At 48.3% G+C, this 13,718-nt stretch carries 14 protein-coding genes; 10 read left to right on the top strand and 4 right to left on the bottom strand.

The window, feature by feature from the left end:
* Window position 1 precedes the first annotated feature (1 nt).
* Window positions 2-1,006 carry a GlxA family transcriptional regulator gene (locus OSH01_RS11085; protein ID WP_266124163.1) on the bottom strand — a complete coding sequence of 335 codons (1,005 nt, stop codon included), beginning with the start codon at window positions 1,004-1,006 and terminating at the stop codon, window positions 2-4.
* Window positions 1,007-1,137: 131 nt separating this feature from the next.
* Between OSH01_RS11085 and OSH01_RS11080 the strand changes: the two genes are divergently transcribed.
* The 10 genes from OSH01_RS11080 (at window position 1,138) to OSH01_RS11035 (ending at window position 11,206) form a co-directional block, all read left to right on the top strand.
* Window positions 1,138-2,166: an ABC transporter substrate-binding protein gene (locus OSH01_RS11080; protein WP_266124162.1), complete on the top strand. Its 1,029-nt coding sequence runs from the start codon at window positions 1,138-1,140 to the stop codon at window positions 2,164-2,166.
* A gap of 97 nt (window positions 2,167-2,263) precedes the next feature.
* The gene (locus OSH01_RS11075) at window positions 2,264-3,295 is read left to right on the top strand and encodes an ABC transporter ATP-binding protein (RefSeq protein WP_266124161.1); all 1,032 of its coding nucleotides are present in this window, start codon (window positions 2,264-2,266) and stop codon (window positions 3,293-3,295) included.
* Window positions 3,296-3,297: 2 nt separating this feature from the next.
* Window positions 3,298-4,128, top strand: coding sequence for an ABC transporter permease (locus tag OSH01_RS11070; protein WP_266124160.1), 831 nt, complete (start codon window positions 3,298-3,300; stop codon window positions 4,126-4,128).
* Window positions 4,128-4,916 (top strand): ABC transporter permease, encoded by a 789-nt coding sequence (locus tag OSH01_RS11065; RefSeq protein WP_266124159.1) that lies wholly within the window; start codon window positions 4,128-4,130, stop codon window positions 4,914-4,916. The genes OSH01_RS11070 and OSH01_RS11065 overlap by 1 nt, the downstream gene beginning before the upstream one ends.
* A gap of 26 nt (window positions 4,917-4,942) precedes the next feature.
* Complete coding sequence (locus tag OSH01_RS11060; protein ID WP_266124158.1) at window positions 4,943-5,956, top strand: proline racemase family protein; 1,014 nt, start codon at window positions 4,943-4,945, stop codon at window positions 5,954-5,956.
* 386 nt (window positions 5,957-6,342) lie between these two features.
* Window positions 6,343-7,467, top strand: coding sequence for a high-affinity branched-chain amino acid ABC transporter substrate-binding protein (locus OSH01_RS11055; RefSeq protein WP_266124157.1), 1,125 nt, complete (start codon window positions 6,343-6,345; stop codon window positions 7,465-7,467).
* A gap of 100 nt (window positions 7,468-7,567) precedes the next feature.
* Window positions 7,568-8,494, top strand: a complete 927-nt coding sequence (gene livH / locus OSH01_RS11050; RefSeq protein WP_266124156.1) for a high-affinity branched-chain amino acid ABC transporter permease LivH — start codon at window positions 7,568-7,570, stop codon at window positions 8,492-8,494.
* Window positions 8,494-9,723: a high-affinity branched-chain amino acid ABC transporter permease LivM gene (gene livM / locus OSH01_RS11045; RefSeq protein ID WP_266124155.1), complete on the top strand. Its 1,230-nt coding sequence runs from the start codon at window positions 8,494-8,496 to the stop codon at window positions 9,721-9,723. Before livH ends, livM begins: the two co-directional genes overlap by 1 nt.
* On the top strand, window positions 9,720-10,505 hold the full coding sequence (livG, locus tag OSH01_RS11040; RefSeq protein ID WP_266124154.1) for a high-affinity branched-chain amino acid ABC transporter ATP-binding protein LivG: 786 nt from the start codon (window positions 9,720-9,722) through the stop codon (window positions 10,503-10,505). Before livM ends, livG begins: the two co-directional genes overlap by 4 nt.
* Entirely contained in the window at window positions 10,505-11,206 is a 702-nt protein-coding gene (locus OSH01_RS11035; protein ID WP_266124153.1) for an ABC transporter ATP-binding protein, read from the top strand. Before livG ends, OSH01_RS11035 begins: the two co-directional genes overlap by 1 nt.
* Window positions 11,207-11,261: 55 nt before the next feature.
* Here OSH01_RS11035 and OSH01_RS11030 read toward each other — a convergent pair whose 3' ends face one another.
* The 3 genes from OSH01_RS11030 to OSH01_RS11020 all read right to left on the bottom strand — a co-directional run bounded on the left by OSH01_RS11030 (window position 11,262) and on the right by OSH01_RS11020 (window position 13,701).
* A complete protein-coding gene (locus tag OSH01_RS11030) occupies window positions 11,262-12,137 on the bottom strand; it encodes a c-type cytochrome (protein ID WP_266124206.1) in 876 nt (291 codons plus the stop codon).
* 56 nt (window positions 12,138-12,193) lie between these two features.
* Window positions 12,194-12,904 (bottom strand): c-type cytochrome, encoded by a 711-nt coding sequence (locus OSH01_RS11025; protein ID WP_266124152.1) that lies wholly within the window; start codon window positions 12,902-12,904, stop codon window positions 12,194-12,196.
* Between the two features lie 188 nt (window positions 12,905-13,092).
* Window positions 13,093-13,701, bottom strand: coding sequence for a glutathione S-transferase family protein (locus OSH01_RS11020; RefSeq protein WP_266124151.1), 609 nt, complete (start codon window positions 13,699-13,701; stop codon window positions 13,093-13,095).
* Window positions 13,702-13,718 lie beyond the last annotated feature (17 nt).

Genomic DNA, 13,718 nt, shown 5'->3' with positions numbered 1-13,718 from the left:
TTCAGGGAACGTGTAAGGGTGATGTTTGGCTGTTATTGAGCTGGTGTTCTTGGCGTACTTGGTTGGGGCTTTGGGCAAAATAACGTTTAAATTCACGCGAAAAATGAGGTGTGTCAGCAAAGCCGCAATTCATGGCTATTTGGGTAATGCTGTCAGAGGTGTTTGTAAGCCACCACTTACCGTACTCTAAGCGCAGCTCGCGAAAAAAGCGGGTAGGGCTAGTGGCTAGCTCACTTTTAAATAAACGCTCGAGTTGACGCACGCTCATCCCTACATACTGTGCTATATCTTGGGCTCGTAACTTATCATCAATGCGCTGTTCAATATAGGCAACGGCCTTATGGACTCGTTCATCTTGCACGTGTTCAAGGCTAGCTATAAAGTGTGCCTGCGGTAAGCGCGCCGGGCGAATGTTGTGCAACATCATATGTCGTAAAACCTGTTGCGCCTTTTCGCGGCCGAAGTGGCGTTTCAGTATGTGTAAGGCTAAGTCTATGGCTGCCGTAGAGCCTGCACAGGTGATAATTTTCCCTGTATCGATGAATAGGCTGTCTACCCTAGCGTGGACGTCAGGATAGCGACGTATAAACTCATCGAGCACATTCCAATGAACGCATACCGGTTGCGCACCAAGAAGCTGTGCTTGTGCTAAGGCAAAGGTACCCGTGCAAATACCTAAAAGGTTTATTTTCTTTTCCCAGGCCGCTTGCAACCAGTCAATCAAAGGAGTGGACGGATTGCGTTCGATATAACTATTTCCGCCACAAATGGCAATGTAATCAAATTGCTTAGGATCTAGTAACGGTTGTAGCTCGGTCATTAAGGTGCCTGCACTGGAACGCCTGTCTTTGCCATCCATACTCATGACTGTCCACTTAATGTGTATTTGCCTGCTTTGTCCGCCATAATCGGCCCCCAATCTAAGCACATCTAAAAAGCCGGCGAAGGCAGTTAGGGTGAATTGATCGAGAATCACGATGCCAACACGCAATGGAACAGGAGTCATATGTTTTTTAAAAAGATTAACCTATCTAAGTTTGTCGTAATAATACATTTTATTGGCTAAATTATTCAATGTTAATTTTGTGTTTCGTTTCATGATAGAGACTCAAAACTCTAACGACAGCAGGAGACAAGATGAAGACCAAATTGTTTGGAGTATTAGCGGCCAGTATGCTCTGGAGCTCTATAGCTCAAGCCGACGAGGTACGCGTTGCGTGGTATGGAGGAAATTGGGGAGATGCTTTTGACGTCTGCATTGCCCAGCCTTTTACCCAGGCAAGCGGCATCAAGGTAATCCCCGAAATTGGTACCTCAACAACCAGTCTTGCAAAATTACGTCAACAAGCCACCAAGCCTGTGATCGATGTGGTGTTTTTGGACGGGGGTATCAGTGAGTTAGCTTATGCGGAGGGCTTAATACAACCCTTAGACTTGGCTAAGTTAAGCAATAGTGAGCTCATGCTAGCACAAGGCATTTACCGTATGGGCGACGTCCCCTTTGCAGTAAGCGTCGGGTACTACTCTTTAGGCATCGCCTACGACACTCGTGAAGTAAAAACCCCACCCAGCAGCTGGAACGCCTTGTGGGATAAGGCTTATGAGGGGGCTGTAGTGATTCCTGCGCCAGCAAACTCGGCAGGTATTCCTTTTCTGTTTTACCTTAATCAGGTTTTTGGTGGCAATAACGAAAACTTAACACCTGTTTGGGATAAGTTGAAAACCTTAGATGTCGCCGCCTATTACGATAGTTCCGGCGCGGCGAGCAATGCGTTTCAAGCAGGTGAAGCGGTTATCGGAGCTCACTTTAACGTAGGTGCGTGGGATTTAGCAGATAAAGGCTTGCCTATTGCCTTCGCTGTGCCGAAAGAGGGCGTATGGGCTACGGATGCCCGTGTGCATCAAGTGAAAAATGGTCCTAATGCGACTGCAGCAGAGCAATTCATCAACGCAGCAATGACCAAGGAAAGCGCTGCGTGCCTAACTGAAAAGCTTTATTTGGGTCCAGCAGTTAAGCAGGTAGAACTAACGCCAGAGGTTCAAAAGAAGATGCCCTGGGGAGTAGGTGGTTCAGTGGAGCAGTTAACTCTCTCTAACTGGGAACTAGTCAACGCTGAGCGAGCCTCTGTAACGGATACTTGGAATCGCGAGTTAGGCCGCCGTTAATCCAGTAAAACATGTAGAACGAAGATAGTAAGCCTGAGCTCTCGTTGAGCTTAGGCCGCGGATTGCTGCGCACAAAATATGTAGTAAGGAACCTAAGATGACGCCTCTTTTATCAATCCAGGGTATAGATAAGACCTTTAAGAATCAATACAGGGCACTACAAAATATTGAGCTGGACGTGATGCCGGGCGAGTTTCTGGCCCTGCTGGGCCCGAGCGGCTGCGGCAAAACCACATTACTCACCACCATCGCTGGATTTTTACAACCTGATAAAGGGCGCTTGATCTATGACGGTGCCGACATCACGGAAAAACCGGCTCACCAGCGAAAACTGAATACCGTGTTTCAAAGCTATGCGTTGTTTCCTCACATGAGCATTCTTAAAAATGTGATGTATGGACCTGAACGGGCAGGAGTCAAAGTAGGCATAGCGCGCGAACAGGCTCTAGAAGCACTTGCTCTTGTAGGTTTAGAGGGTTTTGATTCCCGTATGCCCTCCGAACTATCGGGAGGCCAAAGACAACGCGTTGCTTTAGCGCGAGCTATTGTTAATAAACCGAAGTTACTGCTACTCGATGAGCCCCTGTCAGCACTGGATTTAAAACTTCGTAAACGGATGCAAATTGAGTTGAAAGCCTTACAGGAAAAGTTGGCTATTTCTTTTATTTTCGTCACGCATGATCAAGAAGAAGCCCTAGCAATGGCTGATCGCATAGTAGTGATGAATCAAGGCAGGATAGAGCAAATAGGGACTGGCCATGAGATATATAGCCACCCACAAAGTCGGTTTGTAGGCGAATTTATCGGCGATGCCAATTTATTGGAAATTTCCCGTGCAGGTAGCGGCTCCAGCCTAGCGTTAACGGGGCAAATAGTTGATGTGGCCAACGATGCAGAGGTGATGTTGGTCCGACCTGAAAACGTCCAACTGAGTCAATCCAGTGCCCATGGCTTGGCGGGTCACGTGTTAGACGTGATTAACCTAGGCGGGCAAACTACCATTTACGTACAAATTGGCCAGTCTGTTTTACAAGCCAATCAGCAAGGTGGCAACATCATGGCCTTGCGGCGCGGCGATGCCGTATACGTAACCCTGGACCTTAGTAAAGCCAGTGCCTTAGGAGCCTAACCATGAGGCTCAGTGTTATAGCCAAAGTGCTTGCCTTACCCGTCGTTTTTTTCGTGTGTTTTTTCTTAGTGCCTCTAAGCGTGGTGTTGATGTCTAGCTTATGGGTTCAGAATCAGCTCTCGTTTGAGCACTATCTCACGATACTACTAGACCAGTACCACTGGAGCGTCATTTGGGTGACCATCAAGCTAGGCATTTATTCCACCTTGATTTGTGCCTTATTAGGTTACCCCTTGGCATGGTTCATGATTCGCATCGTGAGTACGCCACTGTGGCGCAGACTACTGGTGATTTTGCTTATCGTGCCCTTATTTACCAGCAATATTGTGCGCTCGTTTGGATGGATGGTGCTATTGGGCCGCACTGGTTTTATCAACGAAACGCTCCAGAACATGGGACTGATCGAACGACCCATCCGATTTTTGGGGACTGAGCTAGGCATACTCATCGGCTTAGTTTATATCTTGCTGCCTTTTATGGTGATCTCTGTGGGGGCCTCCATTAGTCGCATTGATCGTTCACTAGAATATGCATCGCGCGACTTGGGGGCAGGTCATTGGGAAACCTTCCGCTACATTAGTTTGCCGCTGACCTTACCTGGTTTGGCCGCTGGTTCCATTATGGTATTCGCTTTGTCAGTCAGTGCTTATGTGACGCCGGCCTTATTGTCGGGTGGACGTGTCACCGTTTTGCCTATGCTGATCTACCAGCAATACAGCACTGTTTTTAACTTTAGTTACGGTGGGGCACTCAGTATTGTGCTGTTGTTGGCCACCTTGTTTTTAGTCGCGTTTGCTAATCGGCTAGGTTCCACAAAAGGAGGTGACAAATAATGGGCCGCTTCATTATTGCCTGCATCGCCTATGTGGTGATCCTGTTCTTGGTACTGCCATTAGTTGTCATTATTGGTTCTTCATTGACAAGCAGCAGCTACCTAAGCTTCCCGCCTGAAGGGCTTAGCCTGAAGTGGTACGCCTTGGTATTCGAAGACAAAACGTATACCCATGCTTTTCTGATCAGTACGGGGCTGGCCTTATCAGCCACGTTAGTCGCTATTGTGCTGGCTATTCCTGTGGCCTTGGTCACTGCACAACAACGCTTCCCCGGCAGGGAGCTACTGTCAACCCTTTTTAACGCGCCGTTAATTGTGCCCTACCTAGTGATTGGCTCCGCGCTTTTGCAGTTCACCGCTCAGCTAGGTTTTGCGCAGACATTCTGGTCATTGCTGTTAGGGCATATACTGATTATTACGCCCTTTGTCATTCGCTCTGTCTACGCCTTGTTGGATAGTGATCACGAATTGTTGGAACGCGCTTCGGCAGACTTGGGTGCCTCAGCTTGGGAAACTTTCCGCCATATCACCTTGCCACTTATTCGTCCTGGCATTGTGTCAGGAGCTTTCTTTGCTTTTATTACGTCGTGGATCAACGTAGAGCTATCGATGTTTCATACCAATGCGGTGCTCAACACCACCCCCGTACAACTGTTTAATTATGTTCAATATTCGGTTGATCCGATGATTTCGGCGGTCTCTGCAATAACAATTTTTATATCGTTGCTTGTTATTGTTATTTTGGATTTAACGATAGGTTTAGATGTGTTTGCGAGTGATAAAAAATGAATATGCGTGCTCCTGAAATAATTGGAATGCAAACAAAAAATGTATTCGATGTTATTTATACCCATACAGAAGGCGAGCCTTTGTGTATCATACACAGCGGCATTCCTTACCCCGTTAACTCGACTGTGCTGGAAAAGCGGCAGTTTTTGACTGAGCACTACGATTGGGTGAGAATGGCCCTGATGCGTGAGCCGCGCGGCCATAATGATATGTTTGGTGTCTTCTTAACACCACCTTCCAGCCCAGAATATGATGCTGGTCTCATTTACATTGATGGTAAAACCTATTCTCACATGTGCGGGCATGGCACTATTGCCGTAGCGATGGCAATGGTAGCTTATGGTTTAGTGGCGCGAGATCCGAGCGGCACCACTACCATACGTTTTGAGACAACAGCAGGGCTGGTAGTGGCCGAGGTTAGCAGCGACGGCGAACAGGTTTTACATACAAAGTTTGAAAACGTGCCCGCTTACGTAGAAGCACAAGACATAGAAATTGAACTGCCTAAGTACGGTAAGCTGAAAGCAGATATAGTTTGGGGAGGAAACTACTTTGGAATTATTGATTTGTGCGAAAGCGAATTACGCATTTCGCCAGAAAATGGTCGTGAGTTGATTGAAATGGGCTTATTGGCGCGTGATCAAATCAATGCCCAATACAAGATTCAGCACCCCACTCAGGCACACATTACTGACCTGAACTTTATCACTTTTTGGCATCAGCCCAGCATTGAAGGGGCTATGTATAAAAATGTGCACGTATTTAGTGCCGGACAGCTAGATCGCTCGCCTGGCGGGACCGGTACTAGTGCCATGATGGCAATGTTCGAAGCTCGCGGGAAAATGGGCTTACACCAGCCCATTCGCTCAGAGGGGCTATTAGGCAGCGGAACCTTTGAGGGATGCTTGCTGGGCGAAGTGGATTTGAACGGTAAGCGCGGTGTTCGTCCTACCGTGAAAGGCACGGCTAGCGTTCTAGGCACAGCACGTTGGGAAATTAATCGGGATGATCCCGTAGGCGCAGGTTTTATCGTACGTTAAGGTAATGTGGAGCGGTAGGGCGCGTGCTAACCGCTCCGCAAAGTCTTATAGGTAAATAATTTGGAATTTGTGTAACGTTATAAAAAACTCGTCAACTTTACTCAAACAACGGCATGTCTGTCTACGTGCCAGCAAGTTAGATATTGCGAAACGTTGAGGCCAACGTTTTTTAGCGATAATAAAATAAATAAGAATATTTAATCATTATTTTTTAATTGCAAGTGTAATGTGCAGCTACTCCTAAAGTTTGCGCTAGGGCTTATCCGTAGTGACAGGTTGCCACAGCGAAGACAGAATAAACAGACCTTCAGACATGAAGCTCAAAACAACAATATTTTTCTTTATCCTGGCGACCCCAGGTATGGAATTTTTGGGAGATAGCTGTAATGAATATTAAACAATGCTTCACCCCGGTGGCTGCTGCTCTTTTGGCCGCGGCCTGCTTTAGCGGCAATGTTCTGGCCGCGGAAACGATCAAAATAGGTATTCCACAGCCCATGACGGGCCCAGCAACCCAATATGGTGATCAAATACAGGCAGGAGCATTAACGGCCATTGACGCCATCAATGCTGCAGGAGGGATAAAAGGCAAGCAACTAGAGGCGGTATTGATTGATGATGCGTGCGAACCTAAACAGGCCGTGCCGTCCGCTAACCGCGTAGTCAACTCTGGGGCCAAATTTGCGGTGGCTCATGCCTGCTCCGGCACGACAGTACCAGCAGTGAACGTGTACGAGCAAGAGGCCATTGTTGCCATTACCCCCGGAGCGACCGCTCCGGCCGTGACGGATACGATTAAGCCGCATTACTTTTTCCGCACCATAGGCAGGGACGATCAGCAGGGGCCTTTTGCTGCCGACTATATTGTGGATGTGCTGAAGCCAAAAACTATCGCTATCTTGCACGACAAACAAACTTACGGCTCTGGAGTGGCCTCGCAAGTTCGTACGGCACTGAAAGATAAAGACGTCAATATCGTCATGGATGAGGGTATTAACGTTGGCGATAGCGATTATTCAGCCGTGATTACCAAATTACGTAGTTTGAATCCAGACTTAGTTTACTTTGGAGGCTACCATGCTGAATTGGGCCTATTGCTACGCCAAGCACGTGAGCAAGGCTTAAATAATACGTTCATGGGTCCAGAGGGTGTGGCCAACAATGACTTGTTCGCCATTGCAGGCCCAGCCGTAGAAGGTTTGTTAGTGACGCTGCCCACCGACTTCACCAAAATGCCTAGCAACGCAGAGGTGATGGAAAACTTTAAAAAGTATAAGCGTAATCCTAACGGGGCCTTTACCTTCCCCGCCTATGCGGCAATACAGGTAATTAGCGATAGTATCAATGCCGTAGGCGAAGATTCGACTAAGGTGGCGGACTATATGCACGACAACACTTTCGATACTGCCATTGGTAAAGTAGAATACGACTCCAAGGGCGATCTCAAGCAGTTTGAGTTCGCTGTATTCAAGTGGAATAAAGACGGAACCTTTGATCTGATCACTGACTAAAGTCGCACATCAGGCCTCCGCTCATTGATCTGGGCGGGGGCATTGTTATTTAATGCGATGATCAAAAATTAAAGGGTTAGTTAACCCAATGGAATTAAGTATGTCAGAACTATTACCCCAAATAGTGCAGCAGCTTTTCAATGGTCTTTCATTAGGCGCCATTTATGCACTGATCGCTATAGGCTACACCATGGTCTACGGCATTATAGGAATGATTAATTTCGCGCACGGCGAAATTTATATGATAGGCGCCTATGTGGGCCTAGTCACCTTAACGGCCATAGGGGTGGGCAGCGGCCTGCCTATCTGGCTGATTATCTTGATTATGCTGTTGATTGCCATGGCGGTAACTGCCGTATATGGCTATGCAGTAGAAAAGGTCGCTTATGCTCCGCTACGGGGCAGTCCACGCCTAGTACCTTTAATCTCAGCTATCGGGATGTCAATTTTCCTGCAGAACTGGGTGGCTTTGGGGCAGGGCGCACGCGATATGGCCGTGCCCACTTTGGTCACTGGTTCTTTGCAGTTTACGATGGGTTCTGATTTTGTCGTGACGGCTCCGTACTCACGGATTATGATTATTTTAGTCACGATCGTGCTTATGATCATGCTCAGTATTTACATTAAATACTCGCGCTTAGGTCGCGCCTCAAGGGCTTGCTCGCAAGACTTGCGCATGGCTAACCTATTGGGCATTGATACGAATAAAATTATTTCTTTCACTTTCATCATTGGTGCCATGCTGGCAGCAGTGGGAGGGGTGTTGATTGCTCTGGCTATTGGGAAACTGAACCCATTTATTGGCTTTGTGGCCGGGATTAAAGCGTTTACCGCCGCTGTGCTGGGAGGGATAGGTAGCATACCCGGAGCCATGCTGGGTGGGGTGTTATTAGGTTTGGCAGAAACATTTGCCGCCGCTTTTATCTCTTCTCAGTACAAAGACATTGTGGCCTTTAGTTTGTTGGTATTGATTTTGCTGTTCCGTCCAACAGGGCTATTGGGTAAACCGGAAGTGGAAAAAGTCTAATGGCAAATCGTCTCACTCACGCATTAATTGCCGCCTTCATGGCGGGGGTAATCGTCGCACCCATCTTTGGTTTTCAAATTTTACGTGTAGGGGTTAAAACAGAGTTGCAACCCGATTGGCCCATGATCTTCACCGGCATGGCGCTCGTTTTTATTGTTCAGTTACTCAAGCCTTTATTGCATCGCACTCGCCAGTTGAGTGCCGGCAGTAGCTTTACCTTGCCCAAGCCATCTGCTCGAGTGCGGCAGTTGTTAATGCTGCTAGTCGTACTGGTAGCACTAATTTGGCCATTTACCACTGGGCGAGCTCAGGTGGATATTGCCACTTTGGTGCTGATTTACGTCATGCTGGGTTTGGGGCTTAATATTGTAGTGGGCTTTGCTGGCTTGCTGGATCTAGGCTTTGTGGGTTTTTATGCTGTAGGGGCCTACACCTATGCTTTGCTGTACCAGTACTTAGGATGGGGATTCTGGGAGGCTTTACCCGCGGCTGGCGCCATGGCGGCGCTGTTTGGCTACTTACTAGGCTTTCCTGTGCTGCGTTTGCGTGGCGATTATCTCGCAATCGTTACTTTAGGCTTTGGTGAAATCATACGGTTATTGCTTATTAACTTATACGATTTTACCGGCGGCCCAGATGGAATTTCCGGTATTCCTAAGCCCACTTTTTTTGGTTATGTGATGGCGCGTCGTGCTCCTGAAGGCGAGGTAACCTTTCATGACATGATGGGCTGGTCTTTCAGTAACCAAGACGTGGTCATTTATCTGTATTTGATGGCGTTGGTGCTTGCCTTAGTCACCTTGTACGTATCGAATCGATTGATACGCATGCCTATAGGGCGCGCTTGGGAAGCGTTACGGGAAGATGAAATTGCCTGCCGCTCATTGGGTATGAACCCCACTAATATCAAACTCTCCGCCTTTACTATTGGCGCCATGTTCGCTGGTTTCGGTGGAGCTTTCTTTGCTGCACGTCAAGGCTTGGTGAATCCTGAATCCTTTACCTTTATTGAATCAGCGTTGATCTTAGCGATTGTCGTGTTGGGTGGAATGGGCTCTCAGCTAGGGGTGATCTTAGCGGCGGTGGTATTGACGGTCGTGCCCGAGTTGGCACGCGAATTTCAAGAGTATCGCATGCTGATATTCGGTTTGGTGATGGTATTTATGATGGCATGGCGCCCACAAGGCCTCCTTCCGGTTAGCCGTCCTCACGTGGAGTTGCGTACATGAGTCAACGTCAAAATCAGGCTAAGCCTTTATTACAGGTGAGCGACTTGTGCATGCGTTTTGGCGGATTATTAGCCGTCGATAACGTGAAATTCGAGCTGGGTAGCGATGAAGTGTTCGCTATCATTGGGCCGAACGGAGCGGGGAAAACCACCGTCTTCAATTGTATTAGTGGTTTTTATCGGCCTACAGAAGGCAGCATCACCTTAGACGGTAAGTCCATACATGGCTTAAGTAGCCACCAAGTGGCTCAGTTGGGTTTGGTGCGCACGTTTCAAAACGTACGTTTATTTAAGAAACTGACCGTCCTAGAAAACCTGCTTGTCGCTCAGCACAGTTTGATAAAAAGTGGCTTATTGTCCGGGTTGCTAAAAACTAGTGCATACCGCCGATCGGAGGAAGAGGCACTTGATCGTGCCGCCCAATGGTTGGACTTCATGGATATCCGTGAGTACGCTAACCGTGAGGCTGGTAACTTAGCGTACGGGCATCAGCGACGCTTAGAGATCGCTCGCTGCATGATTACCAACCCGCGCTTATTATTGCTCGACGAGCCCGCTGCTGGGTTGAATCCACAAGAAAAACGTGACTTACAAGGGCTGATTGATCATTTACGGCGCGAATTTAACGTGGCGGTGCTGCTGATTGAACATGATATGAGTCTGGTTATGGGGGTTTCTGATCGTATCTTGGTGATGGAGTACGGTAAACCTATTGCCATGGGACTGCCTGAAGAGGTGCGTAATGATCCTCGCGTTATTAAAGCTTACCTGGGAGAAGAGTAGTGTTAAAACTTGAACAGGTATCGACTTATTACGGTGCCATACAGGCGTTGAATCAGGTTAGCGTAGAGGTAAATCAAGGCGAAATCGTTACCTTAATTGGCGCTAATGGTGCGGGTAAAACGACACTGCTAATGACAGTTTGTGGCTCGCCGCGGGCCTCATCTGGCACTATAACGTTCCAGGGCACGGATATTACCCATATGGATACGCACCGCATTATGCGTCAAGGTATCGCGATTTCTCCCGAAGGACGGCGCGTGTTTCCTGACCTTACCGTATCGGAAAATCTCAAGATGGGCGGTTTTTTCATGAGTCGTCACGAGATCGATGAGGGGGAAGATCATGTCTATACGCTTTTCCCACGCCTAAAAGAGCGAGCCACGCAACGGGCAGGAACCATGTCGGGTGGTGAGCAGCAAATGTTGGCTATAGGTAGGGCATTAATGTCTAAACCTAGCTTGCTGTTATTGGACGAGCCTACTTTGGGTTTGGCACCGTTGATTATTGCGCAAATTTTTGACATTATCCGTACTATTCGAGACGAAGGTGTGACGGTATTTTTAGTGGAGCAAAATGCAAACAAAGCCTTGCAGGTTGCTGACCGTGGCTATGTGCTAGAAACCGGTAAGCTAGTGATGCAAGACACAGGCGCGAATTTACTGGCCAATCCAGATATTCGGAAAGCGTATTTAGGTAGTTAATGGAGTGAAAAAAAGGGTGTTCTTAGTGAACACCCTTTTTCATTACACAAAGGCCTTAACTGGCATCTTTACGTAGACGACCACCATGTGGTACAGAGTCGGCACCTAGCACTTTGCCATTAATCTTTTGTCCATAAAGATCGGTTTTGGCATCGTGATATTTTTTCTGTGTTTCTTCAACGGATCCATTAAAACGTGGATCTTGCGGCCTATCGTGCCCATTCATGTAATAGGCCACATCCCAAGCATCTTGATCAGACAGCGTGTTGCCATGACCTAACGGCATATTGGCTTTGATAAAAGCGGCGGCGGTAGGAATGCTTTGCATCCCAGCCCCCCAGTTATAGGATTGATCGCCCCACAAGGCTGGGAACACCATGTGTCCATTCACGCTTTGTCCTTGCCCGTCTGCGCCGTGGCACAGCACACAATTTTGCGCATAGACTTTCTCACCACGTACGTAGTCCGGTTTTTGTGCTGGTTCTGGTAAGCGCTTGAATCCTTGCCCTTCCAGTACGACGCCCGTGGGGGCCCCGCGAGCGAGCCAATACATATAGCTTTCCAGGTCGACAATGACTTGATCTTCAGCAGGAGGCTTTTGACCATTCATGCTATAGGTAAAGCAGCCTTGTAAGCGTTCTGCTAGGGTGTTCACGTGCTCGTTTTTAGCACGGTAAGCGGGGTACAGTACATAAGCGGCCCATAGAGGCGAGGCGTCTTTACGACGTCCTGCGTCCATGTGACAGCTCACACAATTCATGTTGTTACCAACGAAATTTGGGGCGTTCTGAGGCGTTTTAAGAAAAATAGCTTGGCCCCGTTTCACCGCCTCGCCAAACGGAGTGTCTGGAATGCTGTGGGCATCAGGCGGATCAAATTTTGGTCGATACTCGCCTAAGTCGACCCCTTGGGCGCTGACCACACTACTCATTGCCAATAAACAGGCGCCACTGAATAAAGAAATATGTTGTGTCCACAATGGTTTCATTATTTGGCTCCCTGAGTTGCTGCTTTACTTAGCTCTGTGGGCAGAGCTGCAAAGTAGTCTGCTGTCGCTTGAATCTGCTGTTCATTCATGCGCTTAGCAATATCGCCCATAATAGATTGCGGTCCGGGGTCACGACTGTTGGTTTGCCATGCTTTGAATTGAGCCGTAATGTAGGCGGCCGATAATCCGGCAATGGCGGGGAAAGAGGTGCCTACGCCCACTCCTCCTGGCCCATGACACTGTATACAGGCGGGAATATTGTTATCCCAGTCTCCGCGATTGGCAATCCATGCTCCGAGCTGGGATTGTGCAGGGTAGAGATCCTGAACGTTGCTGAGTTTTTGCTTATCCCATGGTGGGCTTAGCTGCGAGTAGTAAGCGGCCACCGCTTTCATTTGATCTGCAGACATCGCCTTTGCAATAGGCTCCATGATGGGGTTTTGGCGCTTCCCGTCGTGAAAGTGGGTGAGCTGCTCGGTCAGGTAGCTAGTACCTTGTCCGGCTAAAAAAGGAAAACCAGCCGCAGCATTACCTTCACCTTGAGCGCCGTGACAGGTGACACAGGCTAACACTGCGCCGCTGCCAGAGGTGGCGATAGTTTTACCCTGGTCAGTGAGTTCATCCGCGGATCCACTGGCGCAGACAAGCAGAGCTGAAAGTAACCACCATTTCTTGCTGGGTGCTGGCCGAGATGAGCTTGGTTTTTGCATGATATATGTTTCCCCATGTCTTAACAGGATTAGTTTAACGCTGTTAGATCAAATGGGCATATAAAAACTACTTATTTGCCTAAACTGTCATTGTTCGCTTGTTAGCGCTGTGCAGATTGAGTTTGCCCCTTGCTGCTGGCTGGTGTAGGGAAGCAGTGCGGCCTATGGTAAGCATAGGCCGCAAGAGGTTACAGTAGACCTTCCGCTTTCAGCGCTGCTTGAACGGCGGGATCCTGTTCAAGCTTTTGGCTTACTCGGGTAAGGTTAGTAAGGCTGGATAGATCTAAACCTAAACGTCCCGCCCAACGTAGCACCACATAGAGATAAGCATCGGCGACGGAGCGCTGGGCGCCTAAGAAATCACGACCATTTAAGTGTTGGTTAATATGAGCAAATTGCTTCAACAGCAACTCACACGTAAGAGATTTGACTTCGGCTTGGGCGGCCTCTGAGTGGGCATAACGTTGCACACCAAAGACCACGCCAAAGTTGCGGTGTATGTCAGCATTCAGAAATGCTAACCAACGACGAACCTCGGCACGCTCCTGAAGTGTTTCACCCAATAAGTTAGCGCTGGGGTACAGTTCAGCCAAGTATTCTAAAATTGCAATGCTTTGTGTTAGAACAAAATCACCATCTTGTAGTACTGGCGCCGCCCCAAGGGGATTTAGAGCCAAGAAAGCAGGCTCTTTCAGGGCCTCACGACTCACTGCTTCCGCCTCGTAAGGTGTACCTATCCATTCCAATGCAATGTGCGTGACTAAGGGACACGCTCCGGCTAAATAATAGAGTTTCATGCCTAGCCCTTATAAGG

The organism is Alcaligenes endophyticus (assembly GCF_026344035.1).
GTDB classification, from domain to species: domain Bacteria; phylum Pseudomonadota; class Gammaproteobacteria; order Burkholderiales; family Burkholderiaceae_B; genus Alcaligenes; species Alcaligenes endophyticus.
Note: the sequence above shows the minus strand (reverse complement) of the source record. Positions and strands in the feature narration are given on the sequence as shown.